The organism is Streptomyces aurantiacus, from assembly GCF_001418335.1.
Lineage (GTDB): Bacteria > Actinomycetota > Actinomycetes > Streptomycetales > Streptomycetaceae > Streptomyces > Streptomyces aurantiacus.
Genome location: NZ_LIPP01000110.1, coordinates 74,537 through 91,406 on the forward strand (window position 1 = coordinate 74,537; position 16,870 = coordinate 91,406).

Consider the following 16,870-nt stretch of genomic DNA (forward strand, 5'->3'; position numbering starts at 1 on the left):
TTCAAGGTCCTTCAGGACGCGGCCCCTTCGGTGGGCGCCCCCCTCAAGTGCGTGCCTATGACGGACAGCAGCTGCAGCTTCTCGTAGCTCTCGCTGCCGGGGACGGCGGTGTAGACGAGCAGGTACTGCGACTGGCCCGGGTCGACCAGCGTCTGGCAGGTCAGCTCCAGCGCGCCGACCTGCAGGTTGACGAAGTGCTTCACCTCGTGGGGACGGACACCGACCTCGTGGTCGTCCCACACCTCCCGGAACTCCTCGCTGCGAGCGAGCAGCAGGTCGGCGAGGTGCGCCGCCCGGGACCCGGGACCCCGCAGCGTGACCACCCCCCGCAGTCCCGAGGCGAACATGCGCGTGAGGAACGGATGGTCCGCCGGAGCGTAGAGCTGCCGGGTGGCGGGGTCGGTGAACCATCGGTAGCCGAGGCTGCGGGCCGGGCCGCTGTAGACGGTCAGGTCGCCGGTGAGTGCGACGGCGAGCGGGGTCTGCCGCAGCGTCTCGCCGAGCTCGGTGACGATCTCCGCGGGCGTGTCGTGCAGGCGGTCGAAGATGCGCAGCATGCCGGGGCTGATGTACTCACCGGCCTCCCCTCGCACGGGCGGGTGGTGTCCGGCCAGCCGGAACAGGTGGTCGCGCTCGTCGAGGGAGAGATGCAGTCCCTGCGCGATGGAGGCGACCATCTGCTCGGAGGGCTGGGGTCCGCGCTCCCGCTCAAGGCGCGCGTAGTAGTCGGCCGACATGTGGCACAGCGAGGCCACCTCCTCCCGCCGTAGCCCGCTCGTCCTGCGGCGACGCCCACGCGGCATGCCGACGTCCTCGGGTTGCAGCGACTCCCGGCGCAGCCGGAGGAACTCCGCAAGGCCGGTCCGGTCGATCACCATGGGCATCTCCTTTACTCGTGCACCTTTCTACCGGCCGCGCACCCGCGTATCCACGGCCTGTCGATCCCCCTTTGCGACCACCGGCCCGAGCCTCGCCTTCCTTGTCAGGGGATCGGTCGGTCCTGGATATCACCGTCGTCGTCCGCGATGTTGGTGGCAAAGCCCAGTTTCCAGGAGTGAACACATGCCACGCACACCCATCGACCTCACTGTTCCCGACCTGTCCGGCCGGCGCGCTGTCGTCACCGGGGCCAGCGACGGAATGGGGCTCGGCATCGCGACGCGGCTCGCCGCGGCCGGGGCCGAGGTCGTCATGCCCGTCCGTAATCCGCGCAAGGGCGAGGCCGCGCTCGCCACGATCCGGCAACGGGTTCCCGGCGCGAAGGTGTCGCTGCGCGACCTCGACCTGTCCTCGCTCACCTCCGTCGCGGCCCTCGGCCGGACCCTGCTGGACGAGGGCCTGCCCCTTCACCTGCTGATCAACAACGCCGGTGTCATGACCCCGCCCAACCTGCAGCGGACCGCCGACGGGTTCGAGCTTCAGTTCGGCACGAACCACCTCGGGCACTTCGCCCTGGCGGCCCGCCTGCTGCCGCTGCTGCGCGCCGGCCAGGCACGGGTGACCTCGCAGGTCAGCGTCGCAGCGAGGCGGGGTTCCATCAACTGGGACGACCTGGGCTGGGAACGCTCCTACGACGGCATGAAGGCATACAGCCAGTCGAAGATCGCGTTCGGGCTCTTCGGCCTCGAACTCGACCGGCGCAGCCAGGCCGAGGGCTGGGGCATCACGAGCAACCTCTCCCACCCGGGGGTCGCTCCGACGAGCCTGCTCGCCGCCCGCCCCGAGGTCGGACGCGCCGCGGACACCAGGAGCGTGCGCCTGATCCGTGCCCTGTCGGCCCGCGGCATCCTCGTCGGGACCGTGGAGAGCGCGCAGCTGCCCGCCCTCTACGCCGCCACCTCCCCCGACGCCCGGCGCGGCGGCTTCTACGGACCCAGCGGGCCCGGCCACCTGGGCGGCCCGCCCGCAGAGCAGAAGCTCTATGCCCCCTTGCGCGGGGCCGAGGAGGCGGAGCGCGTCTGGCAGGTCTCCGAAGACCTGGTCGGCGTTCGGTTCCAGGGGTAGTCGGGCACGGCCCGCGGACCTCCTCCCGACGAGGTGCACGCCACCGACGGGCGCGGGACGCGTACCCGGGCACATCAGCGGGTACCTTCCGGCCGAACTCTCCTTCGACCGCGTACGCACGGGAAAGGAATGCGCGACAGCCCGTGATCGTTCACGATGGAGTACCACCCGCCGACCTAAGGATCGAGAGCTCGTGAGCAAGGTCCCCCCGATCATCCTGAACAACGGCGTCGAGATGCCCCAACTGGGCTTCGGTGTCTGGCAGGTGCCGGACGACGAGGCGGAGCGAGCCGTCGCCACCGCGCTGGAGGCCGGGTACCGCAGCATCGACACCGCCGCGGCCTACGGCAACGAAGAGGGCACAGGCAAGGGCCTCGCCTCCTCCGGGATCGCCCGTGAGGACCTCTTCGTCACCACCAAACTCCAGAACGGCGACCAGGGATACGACTCGACGCTGCGCGCCTTCGACGCGTCCCTGGGGAAGCTCGGCCTCGACTACGTCGACCTGTACCTCATCCACTGGCCGATGCCGGCCAGGGGCACGTACATCGACACGTACAAGGCCTTCGAGAAGCTCCAGGCGGACGGCCTCGTCAAGTCCATCGGCGTCTCCAACTTCCTCCCGGAGCACCTGGACAAGCTGATCGACGCGACGTCCGTCATCCCGGCCGTCAACCAGATCGAGCTGCACCCGCACCTTCAGCAGGCCGCGGCCCGCGAGTACCACGCGGAGCAGGGCATCGCCACCGAGGCCTGGTCCCCGCTCGGCCAGGGCAGGGGCCTCCTGGAGGTCCCGGCGATCGTGGCCATCGCCCAGAAGCACGGCCGTACGCCCGCCCAGGTCGTCCTGCGCTGGCACCTCCAGCTGGGGAACGTGGTGATCCCCAAGTCCGTGACGCCGTCCCGGATCAAGGAGAACATCGACGTCTTCGGCTTCGCCCTGGACACCGAGGACATCGCCGCGATCAGCGCCCTCAACGAGAACCGCCGCCTGGGCTCCGCCCCGTCTGAGGTCAACGACTGACCGGACCGCCGCACGGCACCAGGACGTGACGGAGCCGCCCACCCGATCGGGTGGGCGGCTCCGTCACGTCCTGCGGGAGAGCGTGCGATGTGGGTGAATTCGGTAGGAAACCGACCCTCGGAAGGGGCCCACGATGCGCGCTCGAACCCTGATCCTCGCCGCGGCCGGCGGCGCCGCCCTGCTCGCCGCCGCGGTCCTCCCGGCGGGCGCCGCCGCCCCCGTGCCGGCGCGGAACGGCCCGGTCGGCGCCGCGGCCCTGCTCGCCGAGGTGACGCACTGCTCGCGGGTCTCGAACGGCCGGTACCGCACCGACGTGGGAACGCCGGCCACGGTCCCGGTGTGCGGCAAGGACGGAGCGGTCTTCTGGAAGGCCGACATGGACATCGACTGCGACGGCCAGGTCACCGCCCGGTGCAACCGCCGCGCCGATCCGTCCTTCCTGGAGCAGACCGCCTTCCGGCAGTCCGACGGCAGGCCGCTGAACTCCGAGAAACTCCCGCACATCGTGGTGCCCGCCCCCGGCACCGTCTGGAACCACACGAAGTCCGAAGTCCGGGGCGGCAGCGTGGCCGCGGTCATCCACGGGGGCCGGATCCAGTACGCGGTCGTCGGTGACATCGGCCCCTCGGCCATCATCGGCGAGGCCTCGTACGCCACCGCCCGGGGCCTCGGGATCGATCCCGACCCCAAGTCCGGCGGGACAGGCTCGGGGGTGACGTACATCGTCTTCACCGACTCCGAGGTCACTCCGATCGAGAGCCCCGGCGCGGCGGCGTCCCTCGGTGAGGAGCTGGCGCGCCGGTTCCTGGCGAGGAACTGAGCGCGCGGAGCGTTACGGCTTCACGCCGACGTACACCGTGAGTGCCGTGAGCACGAACACGTCCGGCCGCTGGAACACGCTCGCCTTGTCGTCCGGGTCGAGGAGCCGGTCGAGGGTGGCGCGGTCGTCCGCGTCGAGGCCTTCGGCGAGTCCGTCGCGGCGGTGGCCGAGGGCGGTGGCGATGAACGCACGGCCCTCGTCGGAGACCGGCGCGGGGAGGTCGAGCAGGAACGTACGGGTCCCGGTGTGCCGCAGCCCGACCGCGGTCAGCAGGGCCGGCCAGTCCTCGACGTCCTCGACGACGGCGCCGGGCAGCTCGGCCCGCATCTGGGCGAACCACTCCTCCTGGATGGCGTCCATCCGGGACTGCAGTCCCGGGCGCCCGATGCCGAAGTCGCGCGGCAGGTACCGCGAGGGCAGGCCGCCCTCCAGCAGCGCGAGGGTGCCGCCCGGCGCGAGCCGGTCGACGAAGCCGGCGAGTGCGCCCCGCTGGTCGCCGACGTGGTGCAGGGACCGGCTCGCCCAGAGAAGATCGGCCGGGTACTCCAGGTCGCCGAGCCCGGCACCGAGCTCCGCCCTCAGCGTGCCGAACCGGTCGGCGATCCCCTGCCGGGCGGCGCGGGCGCGGGCCGCCTCCAGAAGGGCCTCCTCCCCGTCCACGGCGATGACCCGGGCCGCGGAGAACGTGTCGGCGAGCAGGCAGGAGATGACACCGGGCCCGCTGCCCGCGTCCACGACCAGCTCGGGGTCGGGCCGCAGCTCCCGCAGCCAGGCCGCCGCCTGTGTGTAGAGCGGGGTGAACAGCTCGGCCTCCTGCACCAGCATCGGCAGCATCTCCGCGAAGTCGATGTGCGTGTGGGTGTGACCGTGGCCGTGGCCGTGCTGGTGACCGTGTCCGGGACCCTGTTCGTCGTGGTGTTCATGCCCGTGTGCCATGTTCCGAGCCTCTCTTTTCGGGATACCGACAGCGTGCTCCGTCTCTCCCGAAAACAGCTACTCGCCTTGCCGAAACAGCAACAGTCCCCCGCACCCCTCCTTCAGGGGCGCGGGGAACGGCGCAATCTTTTGATCTTTCAGACGACCGAGCGACAAGCGCAGGTCACAGAGCCGGATACGCGTTCTTCATGAGCGCCTGGAACTGCGCGGAGAACCAGTGCCCCGACAGCGGCGCGTTGGCCAGCGCCCCCGACATGTTGTTGTTGTTCCGCGGGTTGCCGGTGTACGTCGGGTCGCACATCCGGTCGAAGCCCTTGCCCTCGTCGTTGTCGATGGCGGTGCTCGACCCGTCCGACTCACCCGGCGGCTTCATCCACACGTACGCGTCGATACCGGTCGCCGGCGCCGCCTGCGGCCGCTCGCCGAGGCCCGCACCCGACTGGTTGCACCAGTTGCCGAGGTGGATGCGCCGGTCGTAGCGCCCTCCGTCGACATAGGTGTCCACGCTGGTCGACGGACCCGCCGCGGTGGGCCGGGCCGTGCCGCCCCAGCCGTTGCGGGAGGTGTCGATCAGCATGCCGATGCCGGAGGGGAAGCCGATCGAGACCAGCTGGGCGCGCATGGCCTGCGCGTACGACTGCTCGTCGACGTACCGGTTCCAGTCGATCCACTTCGACGTACGGACCGACGCCCCGTTCACCGAGTCGTCGACCGTGAAGTAGGCCTCCTTCGTGGCGCTGTAGTTGGCGGTGTTCACGATGAAGCCGTGCACATCCGCGACGGTCGCGCCCTCGGCGGAGGCGGCCTCCTTGAAGAGTGCGGCGGACGGCGCGAAGTTGTCGTCCCAGCCGAGCCAGCCGTGGTGTCCGGCGTCCACGTAGTTGTAGACGTTGGGCGCGTCGCCGAGCTTGTTCAGCGCGTAGCCGACGCCCTTCACGTAGTTGCCGTTCGCCTTCATGGTGTCGCAGTTGGCGGTGGCGGTGGCCCGGGGCGTGACGTTGGTGACGAGGTTGGGCAGCGAGTCGATCTCGACGGTGGTGACGATGCGCAGACCGGCGTACTTGGTGTCCGCGAGGATCGCCGCGATCGGGTCGATGTAGTCGGTCTTGTACTTGTCGATCTCCGTCGGGCCGAGCTCGCCGTTCGAGGCCAGTGCGGCGCAGTCACGGCCGGGCAGGTTGTAGATGACCAGCTGGACGACCAGTTCGTCCGAGCCCTTCTGCGTCAGCGCCGCGTCCAGGTGGTCACGCAGGCCCATGCCGCCGTTCACGCCGTTGATGGCGGCGATCCGGTCGAGCCACACGCCGGTCGGCTGGTTCGCGATCCGGCTGCCACCGGTCTCGGCGGCGGCCTTCGCCTTCCACTCCGGGTTCACGTACACCTTGGCGCCGGCGTACGGGTTGTCCACCCGGCTGCCCGTTCCCGGGTCGGTCGGGTCCGTGGGATCGGTCGGGTCGGTGCCTCCGTCGTCGACGTTGCAGGTCACACCGTCGAGGGTGAAGGCCGTGGGAAGTGCGTTGGTGCCGCTGTAGGTGCCGTTGAAGCCGAAGCTGACCGAACTCCCGGCCCCGAGCGGGCCGTTGTAGCTCTCGTTGGCTGCGGTCACCGCGGTGCCGCTCTGGCTGAGCTTCGCGTTCCAGCCGCTGGTGACCTTCTGGTTGCCGGCGTACGACCACTTCACGGCCCAACTCGACTTGGCCGCGCTGTTGTTGGTGACCGTCACCGCGGTGGTGAAGCCGGTGTCCCACTGGTTCTGCACCTTGTACTCGACGGTGCAGGGGACGGCGGCCGCGCCGACGTCCGGGGGCGTGGCCGCCACGGCGGCGCCCGCGGTCCCGGCGACCAGCGCCAGCGCGGCGAGAAGTGCAGTTCTGGTACGGCTCATGTGCGGGATGTCCAATCCGTCGAGGGCGCGCACGGATGTTCACGCGGCCCGAAACCGAACGACGCAGTACGGACGCGCCACTACGGACACGTCGACTGATGGAACCGCTCCCACTGGTGCGGACGAAGGTAGCGCCAAGTATTGATGAGCGACAGGGGCATGACACTCTTGATCTTTCGAATCATTTCGACTCTTCAAGCACCTTGACCGCATGCACCCCTCTCCGCACTATGGGAGCGCTCCCACTGGTTCAAGGCTTGTTGCTCCGCCCCCCATCTCCGAGCCGCAAGGAGAGGAACCAGAACATGGCACCCAGACGCGACCACCGCCGTGCGCGGCGGATTTGGACCGCCGTGGTGGCGGCCCTCGCCCTCCCGTTGGCCACGCTCGCGACCGGCACAACTCCTGCGCAAGCAGCGGCAGTTCAGTGCAGTGTCGACTACACGACGAACGACTGGCGCACCGGTTTCACCGCCGAGCTCACGCTCACCAACCGCGGCACGGAGGCGATCAGCGGCTGGACCCTGACCTACGGCTACACGGGCAACCAGCAGCTCACCAGTGGCTGGAGCGGTACCTGGTCGCAGGCGGGCAAGACGGTCACCGCGAAGAACGCGTCCTGGAACGGGACGATCGCGGCCGGGGCCGCCGTGACGACCGGCGCCCAGTTCACGTACACCGGCACCAACACCGCGCCCACCTCCTTCGCGATCAACGGCACCACCTGCGCCGGCGCCCATCAGCCGCCGATCACCGTGCTGACCAGCCCCGCGTCGGGTGCCGTCTACTCCCAGGGTGACGCGGTCCCGCTCGCCGCGACCGCCGCCGCGGCGGACGGCGCGACGATCGGCAAGGTCGAGTTCTACGACGACACGACGCTGCTGGGCACCGACACCAACGCGCCGTACACGCTCTCGGCCGCCGGCCTGGCCGTGGGCAGTCACTCGCTGCTCGCGAAGGCGTACGACAGCCTTGGCGCGTCGGCGGAGTCCACACCGGTCGGCATCACGGTCGCCTCGGGTCCCGCGGTGGTGGCGTCGCCGGCCCAACTCGGCGTCCAGCAGGGCAGGACGGGCACGTACGACGTGAAGCTGTCGACCCAGCCCTCGGCGAACGTGACCGTGACGACGGCCCGCGCGAGCGGCAACACGGGGCTGTCCGTGACCGGCGGGGCGTCGCTCACCTTCACGCCGTCGAACTGGAACACGGCGCAGAAAGTGACCGTCACCGCCGACGCCGCGGGCACCGGTTCGGCGACCTTCGAGTCGACGGCCACCGGGCACGCGAAGTCCGCGGTCACCGTCACCCAGCTCGCCGCGTCGAAGGAGTACGACGCCCGCTTCCTGGAGCTCTACGGGAAGATCACCGACCCGGCGAACGGCTACTTCTCGCCGGAGGGCATCCCGTACCACTCGGTGGAGACACTGATCGTCGAGGCGCCCGACCACGGCCATGAGACGACCTCGGAGGCGTACAGCTATCTGCTGTGGCTGCAGGCCATGTACGGCAAGGTGACGGGCGACTGGACGAAGTTCAACGGGGCCTGGGACATCATGGAGAAGTTCATGATCCCCACGCACGCCGACCAGCCGACCAACTCGTTCTACAACGCGTCGAAGCCGGCGACGTACGCGCCCGAGCTGGACACCCCGAACGAGTACCCGGCGCAGCTCGACTCGGGCATCTCGGTCGGTCCCGATCCGATCGCCGCCGAGCTGAAGAGCGCGTACGGCACGGACGACGTGTACGGCATGCACTGGCTGCAGGACGTCGACAACGTCTACGGGTACGGCAACTCGCCGGGCAAGTGCGAGGCGGGCCCGGCCGACACCGGTCCCTCCTACATCAACACCTTCCAGCGCGGCGCGCAGGAGTCGGTGTGGGAGACGGTGCCGCAGCCGACCTGCGACGCCTTCAAGTACGGCGGGACCAACGGCTACCTGGACCTGTTCACCAAGGACGCGTCCTACGCCAAGCAGTGGAAGTTCACCAACGCCCCGGACGCCGACGCGCGTGCCGTGCAGGCCGCGTACTGGGCGGACGTCTGGGCCGAGGCGCAGGGCAAGGGCTCCGAGGTGTCGGCGACGGTGGGCAAGGCGGCGAAGATGGGCGACTATCTGCGCTACTCCATGTACGACAAGTACTTCAAGAAGATCGGCAACTGTGTAGGTCCGTCGACCTGCCCGGCGGGCACCGGCAAGGACGCCTCGCACTACCTGCTGAACTGGTACTACGCGTGGGGCGGCGCCACCGACACGTCGGCCGGCTGGGCCTGGCGCATCGGCTCCAGCCACACCCACGGCGGCTACCAGAACCCCCTGGCGGCCTACGCGCTCAGCTCGTACGCCGACCTGAAGCCCAAGTCGGCGACCGGACAAGCGGATTGGGCCACGTCCCTCGACCGGCAGCTGGAGTTCTACCGCTGGCTGCAGTCCAGCGAGGGAGCCATCGCGGGCGGTGCGACCAACAGCTGGCAGGGCCGCTACGCGACACCGCCCTCCGGTACGCCGACCTTCCACGGCATGTACTACGACGAGAAGCCCGTCTACCACGACCCGCCGTCCAACCAGTGGTTCGGCTTCCAGGCGTGGTCGATGGAGCGGGTCGCCGAGTACTACCAGCAGACGGGAGACGCGGACGCCAAGGTCGTCCTCGACAAGTGGGTCGACTGGGCGCTGTCCCACACCACGGTCAACCCGGACGGTTCCTACCGCATCCCCAGCACCCTCCAGTGGTCTGGCAAGCCGGACACCTGGAACGCGTCAAGTCCCGGCGCGAACACGGGACTTCATGTCACCGTCGCCGACTACACGAACGACGTCGGCGTGGCGGCTGCGTACGCCAAGACGCTGACGTACTACGCCGACCGCTCCGGTGACACCGAGGCGGGCACGACGGCGAAGGCGCTGCTCGACGGCATGTGGGCGCACAACCAGGACGCGCTGGGCATCGCGGTCCCGGAGACGCGCACCGACTACAACCGCTTCGACGACGCCGTGTACGTCCCGAGCGGCTGGACCGGCACGATGCCGAACGGGGACGCCGTGAACGCGTCGTCGACGTTCGACTCGATCCGCTCGTTCTACGAGGACGACCCGGCCTGGTCGAAGATCGAGTCCTATCTGGCGGGCGGGGCCGCGCCCTCGTTCACGTACCACCGGTTCTGGGCCCAGGCGGACATCGCCCTCGCCATGGGCTCGTACGCGGAGCTTCTCGAATAGCCCCGTCGCGGCTCCGTGTACAGCGGGAGGGCGCGAGCCGAAAGCGGCCCGCGCCCTCCTTGCGCGCTCTGCCCTCCCTGTGCGTTCTACGGGGTGTAGATCGTCGGTCGTGGTGCCGTCGGCATGCCGTTTCCTATGTAGAAGCTCGGGTGCGGGGGCTGGTTGTAGGCGGTGTTCTGCCAGGCGATGCCCGTGCGGTACATCGTGTCGTGGAGCAGGGTCGTGATCTTCGTGGTGGTCTCGGTCGGGGTGGAGTAGACGCGCAGCGCCGTGTTGTCGCCGGTCGCCCAGACGACCTCCTCGCGCCAGTCGCCGAAGAGGTCACCCGAGAGGGCCGGCGTCGCCTTGGTGCCGTTGCCGGAGTGGACGGAGGCGCCGGTCAGCAGGCGCGTGTCGGAGGACGTGCCGTACTTGTCGATGTGGGTGCCGTCGAGGAGTTCGCGCGTGGTGTCCCCGTCCCACCACGACAGGAAGTTGACGGAGGACGGTTCGCGGCCCTTGGTGGCGCCGGCCTCGTCACGGATGCCGGTGTCGGAGGCCGACCAGACCTCCGCGCCGTCGTTGCCCGCGTAGATGTCCCCGGCCACTCCCCTGCCGTTGTCGCAGCAGGCGGCGAGCTGCCAGCGAACGGAGCCACTGGCGGGGTTGATGTACAACTCGGCGGGCTGGGAAGTGGATTCGGAGACCTTGAAGTACTCCAGGCCCGAGGTCGCCGGGTCGAGGTCACCCAGGTGCTGGGCGTCGCCGTGCCCGGTCTTCGTGGTCCACAGGCCGTTGCCGTTGTCGTCGACGGCCATCGCCCCGTAGACGATCTCGTCCTTGCCGTCGTTGTCGACGTCCCCGACGGACAGGCTGTGCGAACCCTGGCCGTCGTAACCCTTGCCGGTGTTGGTCGACGAGCTGCTGTCGAAGGTCCAGCGCCGGCTGAACGCCCCGCCGCGCCAGTCCCAGGCGGCGATCACCGAGCGCGTGTAGTAGCCGCGCGCCATGACGAGCGAGGGCCGGGCGCCGTCCAGATAGGCGGTGCCCGCGAGGAACCGGTCCACGCGGTTGCCGTACGAGTCGCCCCACGACGAGACAGTGCCGCGCGCCGGTACGTAGTCCACGGTCCCCATCGCCTTGCCCGTCTGGCCGTTGAACATGGTCAGATACTCGGGCCCGGTGAGGATGTAGCCGCTGGAGTTGCGGTGGTCGGCGGAGGAGCTGCCGATGACCGCGCCGGTTCCGTCGACCGTGGCGTCGGCGGTCTTCGCGGCCACCTCGGCCTTGCCGTCACCGTCGTAGTCGTACACCTGGAACTGCGTGTAGTGGGCGCCGGAGCGGATGTTGCGCCCGAGGTCGATGCGCCACAGCCGGGTGCCGTCGAGCTTGACGCCGTCGATGATCGTGTTGCCGGTGTAGCCGGACTGGGAGTTGTCCTTGGCGTTGGTGGGCTGCCACTTGAGGACGAAGTCGAGCGCGCCGTCGCCGTCGAGGTCACCGACCGAGGCGTCGTTGGCCTCGTAGGTGTACGCGACACCGTCGGGGGTCGTGCCGCCGGCGGGCGGGGTGATGGGGACGTCCTTGTATCCGGTACGGAACTGGATCGCGTGCACCGAGTCGCTCTGCTCCACGCCGCCCACGATCGCGCGGACCGTGTAGTCGGCCTGGGCCGGCCCGCCGGAGTGGAAGTAGTTCGTCGAGCCGGTGACCGGGGCCGAGTTGACCAACGTACCCGCCCGGTAGACGTTGAACGACACGTCGTTCGGGTCGGTGCCGAGCCAGCGCCAGCTGACCAGGTTGCCCGCGTCGGTGTGGACGCTGACGACACCCCGGTCGAGTTTCTCGGCCTGGCGGGCGGTCGCGGCCTGGGCCGGTGACGCGGTGACCGTGGTGAGACCGGCGGCGGCGAGGGCGCCGGCGAGCAGGGTGGAGAGGAGGAGACGGGTCCTGCCGCGTCTGCGATGCGGGTGCTGCACGGGGGGTACCTCCCTTGAGGGGCAGACGGTTCTGCTACCTCAGTCGCCGCTGCCGGCACGGGAGTTGCCGCGTTTTAGCAAGCGCTCTCTATCGGTCGGCGCGACGAGCGGCCGGACCCGGTTTCCGGAACGCCCGCAGCGTGAACTCCGGTTCCCGGCGCGGGACATGCTGCTCCGGGAGCTGTTCCAGACGGGTCGCCAGCTTTTCGGTGAGGGGCGCGCCCGGCGGCAGCAGGGTGTACCAGCCGCGCCGCAGGTCGGCCGCGGCCTGTACGGGGGACCGGCCCTGGCCGCAGCCGCGGAAGCTCGCCCGTCCCACCGGGAGCAGTGCGTGCCGGCCGGCGTACGAGGCCACGAGGTCGGAGCGGTCGCGCGCGGTGCGACGGGGGCGCGGCGCCAGCACGGCGTCGATGTCACTGCTCACGTCGTGCGAGGCGGCCTTGTCGACGGTCGTGACGAAGACGCCGCCGGGGCGCAGCACCCGGGCCGCCTCGGCAACGACCCGCTCCGCGTCGTCCAGCAGGTGCAGCAGCCAGACCGCCGAAACGGCGTCGAACGACTCGGCGGGAAAAGGGAGTTGACGGATGTCGGCGAGCACCACCCGGCCCGGTACGCGCGCGGCGGCCCGCCACAGCATGCCGTACGCCGCGTCGGCGCCCGTCACGTCGAGACCGGCCGCGGTGAGCCGACGGGTCACGATGCCGGTGCCGCAGGCGACGTCCAGGAGGGTGCCGGTGCCTTCGGGGAGCAGTCCGAGCACGGCGTCGGCGGCTGCCGCGGCGCGGGGTTCGCCGCCTCGTGACGCGTCGTACCGCTCGGCCTCCTTGTCGTAGTCGAACACCAGCGTGCTCACCTGGCGCCGTGCCCGGTGGCGAGTTCCTCGACCCGGCCGGCCAGCTCGAAGTCCTTCTCGGTGACGGCGCCGCCCACGCTGTGCGTGTTCACGGTGAGGGAGACGGTGTGATAGCTGAGTGTGAGGTCGGAGTGGTGGTCCAGCTCGTCCTGCGCCTGGGCGATGTGCACGACCAGGGCCGCCGCAGCGAAGTGGGAGTCCAGCCGGTAGGAGCGGGCGAGCCTGTCCCCGTCGAGGGACCAGCCGGGCAGTTCGGCGAGCCGGTCCTCGATCTCCTTCTGCGACAGCGGTGCGACGGGCATGATCGCGCTCCTTCCATGACGTCCGGATCTCCTCAGCGTGCCACAATCCGGCGCGGCCGGCAGCTGCCTCAGCAGCCGCGACGGCCTGGTGTTCTGACGTCCGTACACTCACCGTGCCGGGTGCCACCGGGGCCGTCGATCACCGGCGCGGTGGCGGCGAGGCAGCAAGGGGGTGGCGGCGAAAACCTTGATCATGTGAGGGTTTCGCGGGAGCATGGCACACTTCTCGCCATGTTCGGCGCTTGGGGAGGCGTGGTGTGAGTGAAAGACGTCCTGCCCCGACCGTGGGTCAGGTGGTATTGGGGAGACGGCTCCAGGAGCTGCGGGAGGCATCCGGCCTGAAGCGGGACGAGGCCGGGCGGATGCTGCGGGTGACAGGTGCGACCGTTCGGCGGATGGAGATGGCCGAGGTCGCGCTGAAGATCCCGTATGTCCAGGTGCTCCTGTCGGCGTACGGCGTGCCCGAGGAAGAGATCGCAGGGTTCGTCCGGCTGGTCGAGGAGGCGAACGAGCCCGGCTGGTGGCAGCGCTTCCACGACGTCCTGCCCGACTGGTTCAGCCTCTACGTGAGTCTGGAGGGGGCGGCCTCGATCATCCGGTCGTACGAGCCGCACTTCGTGCCGGGGCTGCTGCAGACCGAGAGCTACGCCCGTGCCGTCCTGGCGGCGGGCACGGTGGGGCAGGCGGGCGCCGAGGAGATCGCACGCCATGCGTCCCTGCGGATGGCCCGGCAGAAGCTGCTCACCGGGGACCGTCCGCCCCACCTATGGGTGATCATGGAGGAAACGGTCCTGCAGCGGCCGGTCAGCATCCACTCCGAGGTGATGGCGGACCAGCTGGACCATCTCCTGGCGGTCGCCGAGTACGACCACATCACGTTGCAGATCGCCGAGTTCTCGGCCGGCCCGCACCCGGGGACGTACGCGCCCTTCGTGCTGTTCCGGTTCGCGGAGCCGGAGCTGCCGGACATGGTCTACACCGAGTATCTGACCGGGGCGCTCTACCTGGACTCCCGCGCGGAGGTGGCCGCGCACCTGGAAGTACTGGACCACATGGCGACCGGCGCGGCTTCCGCGCAGCGGACCAGGGAGATGATTCTGGCGCGCCGGGCGGACTTCTGACGGGCGCTCCGCGGTGCGCTCCGCGGTTAGCGGGGAGGGCTTTGGGGGGCTTGCTGTCGTGTGTTGGCTTGCGGTTGTCGTGGGCTGGGCGCGCAGTTCCCCGCGCCCCTTGGGGGGCCGGCGCCCGTTGTCGGCTGACCGATTGTCGTGGGCTGGGTGCGCCGTTCCCCGCGCCCCTGGGGTGCTGATCGGCGGGACCCTCAGGTCGTGTCGCCCTTCGTGGCGCCGGGTTTGGTGTCGGGCTCCTCGTCCACGATCTCCGCGTCCACCACGCCCTCCTCGTCCCCGGGCCGGGGCTGCTCGGTGCCGTTGCCGTCCTGGTTCTGGTCGTGGTCCTGGTCCTGCGGGGGTGACTGCTGGGCCTGGGCGTACATGGCCTGGCCCAGTTTCTGGCTGACGGTGGCGAGTTTTTCGACGCCGGTGCGCAGGGTGTTCGTGTCGGTGCCGGCCCGGTCGTCCAGGAGTTCCCGCAGCTCGGTGATCGCGGTCTCGACCTCCGCCTTGATGTCGGCCGGGACGCGTTCGTCGTTCTCCCGGACGAACTTCTCCGTCTGGTAGACGAGTTGCTCGGCCTGGTTGCGGGTCTCGGCGGCCTCTCGGCGCCCCCGGTCCTCGTCGGCGTACTGCTCGGCCTCGCGCATCATGCGGTCGATGTCGTCCTTGGGGAGCTTGGAGCCGCCCGTGACGGTCATCTTCTGCTCGCGGCCCGTGGCGAGGTCCTTCGCCGAGACGTGCATGATCCCGTTGGCGTCGATGTCGAAGGCGACCTCGATCTGCGGCAGCCCGCGCGGCGAGGGCGGCAGCCCGGTGAGGTCGAAGACGCCCAGCTTCTTGTTGTAGGCGGCGATCTCCCGCTCGCCCTGGAAGACCTGGATGCCGACGGACGGCTGGTTGTCCGTGGCGGTGGTGAATATCTCCGAACGCCGCGTGGGAATGGTCGTGTTGCGCTCGATGAGCTTGGTCATGATGCCGCCCTTGGTCTCGATGCCCAGGGACAGCGGGGTGACGTCGAGCAGCAGGACGTCCTTCACGTCGCCGCGGATGACGCCCGCCTGGAGCGCCGCGCCGAGGGCCACGACCTCGTCCGGGTTGACGCCCTTGTGCGGGTCCTTGCCGGTGAGTTCCTTGACCACCTCGGTCACCGCGGGCATCCGGGTGGAGCCGCCGACGAGGATGACGTGGTCGACCGCCGAGAGCTGCACACCGGCGTCCTTGACCGCCTGGTGGAAGGGTGCCTTGCAGCGTTCGAGCAGGTCGGCGGTGAGCTCCTGGAACTGAGTACGCGTCAGCTTCTCGTCGAGGTGCAGCGGGCCGTCCCCCGTGGCGGTGATGTAGGGCAGGTTGACGGTCGTCTCGGTGGACGAGGACAGCTCGATCTTGGCCTTCTCCGCGCCCTCGCGCAGCCGTTGGAGCGCCATCTTGTCCTGGCCGAGGTCGATGCCGTACGCACCCTTGAAGCGCTTGACGAGGTGCTCGACGATCCGCTGGTCCCAGTCGTCGCCGCCCAGCCGGGTGTCACCGTTGGTGGCCTTGACCTCGATGACGCCGTCGCCGATCTCCAGCAGGGAGACGTCGAACGTGCCGCCGCCCAGGTCGAAGACGAGGACGGTCTGCTCCTCGCCGCGGTCGAGTCCGTACGCGAGGGCCGCGGCCGTCGGCTCGTTGATGATCCGCAGGACCTTGAGGCCCGCGATCTCGCCGGCCTCTTTGGTGGCTTGCCGCTGACTGTCGTCGAAATGGGCGGGCACCGTGATCACGGCGTCCGTGACGTCCTCGCCGAGATACGCCTCGGCGTCCCGCTTCAGCTTCTGCAGCACGCGCGCGGAGAGTTCCTGCGCGCGGTAGCGGGTGCCGTCGACCGTGCCGCTGTCGGGGAACCGCCAGTCCGGGTCCCCCATATGGCGTTTGACGGAGCGTGCCGTGCGCTCGACGTTCGTCACGGCCTGCCGTTTGGCGACCTCGCCGACGAGCACCTCGCCGTTCTTGGCGAAGGCCACCACCGAGGGGGTGGTGCGTGCGCCCTCGGCGTTGGTCACGACCGTGGGCTCGCCCCCTTCCAGTACGGCCACCACCGAGTTCGTGGTACCGAGATCGATCCCGACCGCACGTGCCATGTCCGTCCCCTTCCGTCCGGTCCTGCTCGGTCCTTCCCACGGTCCTTCCCGTGTTCCATCAGAAAACTTGAGTGTCTCCCTGTCAATGGGACAAGCGCATCCAACTGACTTGTACCGGCCTGGACATGACGATGCCGCGCCCTCCTGCGGGGGACGCGGCATCGGCACGGTGACGGGTGTCGCAACAGACGGGTGTCAGGCGAGCTTCGCCGTCAGCGTGATCGTCGTGCCCGTCAGCGCCTGGCTGACCGGGCAGTTCTTCTTGGCGTCCTCGGCAGCCGCGGCGAAGGCTTCGTCGTCGAGGCCCGGCACCGTGCCCTCCACCGTGAGGTGGATGCCGGTGATGCCCTCACCCGGCTGGAACGTGACGTCCGCGGAGGTGGTGAGCTTGGTGGGCGGGGTGCCCGCACCGGCGAGGCCGTGCGAGAGCGCCATGGAGAAGCAGCTGGAGTGGGCGGCGGCGATCAGCTCCTCGGGGCTGGTCTTGCCGTTCGCCTTCTCGGCACGCGACGGCCACGACACCGGCTGCTCGCCGATGCCGGAGGAGTCGAAGGTGACGACTCCGTTGCCTTCGAGCAGGTTGCCTTCCCAGACGGTGTGTGCGGAGCGCGTTGTTGCCACGATGATTCCCT

Annotated in this window: 13 protein-coding genes; 5 read left to right on the forward strand and 8 right to left on the reverse strand. The window is 69.7% G+C overall.

Going from position 1 to position 16,870, the window contains the following annotated elements:
- Positions 1 to 11: 11 nt before the first annotated feature.
- Positions 12 to 878, reverse strand: a complete 867-nt coding sequence (locus tag AOK01_RS16005) for a helix-turn-helix transcriptional regulator (protein WP_213862104.1) — start codon at positions 876 to 878, stop codon at positions 12 to 14.
- Between the two features lie 184 nt (positions 879 to 1,062).
- Here AOK01_RS16005 and AOK01_RS16010 point away from each other — a divergent pair, with 184 nt between their 5' ends.
- The 3 genes from AOK01_RS16010 (at position 1,063) to AOK01_RS16020 (ending at position 3,848) form a co-directional block, all read left to right on the forward strand.
- Positions 1,063 to 2,004 (forward strand): SDR family oxidoreductase, encoded by a 942-nt coding sequence (locus tag AOK01_RS16010; RefSeq protein ID WP_055512098.1) that lies wholly within the window; start codon positions 1,063 to 1,065, stop codon positions 2,002 to 2,004.
- Positions 2,005 to 2,239: 235 nt separating this feature from the next.
- A complete protein-coding gene (locus AOK01_RS16015; RefSeq protein WP_055512182.1) occupies positions 2,240 to 3,028 on the forward strand; it encodes an aldo/keto reductase in 789 nt (262 codons plus the stop codon).
- A gap of 133 nt (positions 3,029 to 3,161) precedes the next feature.
- The gene (locus tag AOK01_RS16020) at positions 3,162 to 3,848 is read left to right on the forward strand and encodes a glycoside hydrolase family 75 protein (protein WP_055512100.1); all 687 of its coding nucleotides are present in this window, start codon (positions 3,162 to 3,164) and stop codon (positions 3,846 to 3,848) included.
- Between the two features lie 12 nt (positions 3,849 to 3,860).
- On the opposite strand, the gene AOK01_RS16025 is transcribed toward AOK01_RS16020, so the two are convergent.
- Positions 3,861 to 4,784: a class I SAM-dependent methyltransferase gene (locus tag AOK01_RS16025; RefSeq protein ID WP_055512102.1), complete on the reverse strand. Its 924-nt coding sequence runs from the start codon at positions 4,782 to 4,784 to the stop codon at positions 3,861 to 3,863.
- Positions 4,785 to 4,947: 163 nt separating this feature from the next.
- Positions 4,948 to 6,669 carry a glycoside hydrolase family 6 protein gene (locus AOK01_RS16030; RefSeq protein WP_055512184.1) on the reverse strand — a complete coding sequence of 574 codons (1,722 nt, stop codon included), beginning with the start codon at positions 6,667 to 6,669 and terminating at the stop codon, positions 4,948 to 4,950.
- Positions 6,670 to 6,974: 305 nt separating this feature from the next.
- Between AOK01_RS16030 and AOK01_RS16035 the strand changes: the two genes are divergently transcribed.
- Entirely contained in the window at positions 6,975 to 9,890 is a 2,916-nt protein-coding gene (locus AOK01_RS16035) for a glycoside hydrolase family 48 protein (protein ID WP_055512105.1), read from the forward strand.
- A gap of 86 nt (positions 9,891 to 9,976) precedes the next feature.
- On the opposite strand, the gene AOK01_RS16040 is transcribed toward AOK01_RS16035, so the two are convergent.
- The 3 genes from AOK01_RS16040 to AOK01_RS16050 all read right to left on the reverse strand — a co-directional run bounded on the left by AOK01_RS16040 (position 9,977) and on the right by AOK01_RS16050 (position 13,003).
- A complete protein-coding gene (locus AOK01_RS16040) occupies positions 9,977 to 11,848 on the reverse strand; it encodes a rhamnogalacturonan lyase (RefSeq protein WP_055512107.1) in 1,872 nt (623 codons plus the stop codon).
- 88 nt (positions 11,849 to 11,936) lie between these two features.
- Positions 11,937 to 12,689, reverse strand: coding sequence for a class I SAM-dependent methyltransferase (locus AOK01_RS16045; protein WP_055512185.1), 753 nt, complete (start codon positions 12,687 to 12,689; stop codon positions 11,937 to 11,939).
- An 8-nt stretch (positions 12,690 to 12,697) separates the two neighbouring features.
- Positions 12,698 to 13,003: a 4a-hydroxytetrahydrobiopterin dehydratase gene (locus AOK01_RS16050; protein WP_055512109.1), complete on the reverse strand. Its 306-nt coding sequence runs from the start codon at positions 13,001 to 13,003 to the stop codon at positions 12,698 to 12,700.
- 257 nt (positions 13,004 to 13,260) lie between these two features.
- Here AOK01_RS16050 and AOK01_RS16055 point away from each other — a divergent pair, with 257 nt between their 5' ends.
- Positions 13,261 to 14,124 carry a helix-turn-helix domain-containing protein gene (locus AOK01_RS16055; protein WP_079103458.1) on the forward strand — a complete coding sequence of 288 codons (864 nt, stop codon included), beginning with the start codon at positions 13,261 to 13,263 and terminating at the stop codon, positions 14,122 to 14,124.
- A gap of 200 nt (positions 14,125 to 14,324) precedes the next feature.
- Here AOK01_RS16055 and dnaK read toward each other — a convergent pair whose 3' ends face one another.
- A complete protein-coding gene (gene dnaK, locus AOK01_RS16060; RefSeq protein WP_055512113.1) occupies positions 14,325 to 16,238 on the reverse strand; it encodes a molecular chaperone DnaK in 1,914 nt (637 codons plus the stop codon).
- Between the two features lie 195 nt (positions 16,239 to 16,433).
- The gene (locus tag AOK01_RS16065) at positions 16,434 to 16,859 is read right to left on the reverse strand and encodes an OsmC family peroxiredoxin (RefSeq protein ID WP_055512115.1); all 426 of its coding nucleotides are present in this window, start codon (positions 16,857 to 16,859) and stop codon (positions 16,434 to 16,436) included.
- Positions 16,860 to 16,870 lie beyond the last annotated feature (11 nt).

Coding starts and splice junctions, on each gene's coding strand:
- AOK01_RS16010 (WP_055512098.1), top strand. CDS start 1,063: ATGCCACGCACACCCATCGACCTCACTGTTCCCGACCTGTCCGGCCGG.
- dnaK (WP_055512113.1), bottom strand. CDS start 16,238: ATGGCACGTGCGGTCGGGATCGATCTCGGTACCACGAACTCGGTGGTG.
- AOK01_RS16050 (WP_055512109.1), bottom strand. CDS start 13,003: ATGCCCGTCGCACCGCTGTCGCAGAAGGAGATCGAGGACCGGCTCGCC.
- AOK01_RS16030 (WP_055512184.1), bottom strand. CDS start 6,669: ATGAGCCGTACCAGAACTGCACTTCTCGCCGCGCTGGCGCTGGTCGCC.
- AOK01_RS16035 (WP_055512105.1), top strand. CDS start 6,975: ATGGCACCCAGACGCGACCACCGCCGTGCGCGGCGGATTTGGACCGCC.
- AOK01_RS16025 (WP_055512102.1), bottom strand. CDS start 4,784: ATGGCACACGGGCATGAACACCACGACGAACAGGGTCCCGGACACGGT.
- AOK01_RS16015 (WP_055512182.1), top strand. CDS start 2,240: ATGCCCCAACTGGGCTTCGGTGTCTGGCAGGTGCCGGACGACGAGGCG.
- AOK01_RS16020 (WP_055512100.1), top strand. CDS start 3,162: ATGCGCGCTCGAACCCTGATCCTCGCCGCGGCCGGCGGCGCCGCCCTG.
- AOK01_RS16005 (WP_213862104.1), bottom strand. CDS start 878: ATGGTGATCGACCGGACCGGCCTTGCGGAGTTCCTCCGGCTGCGCCGG.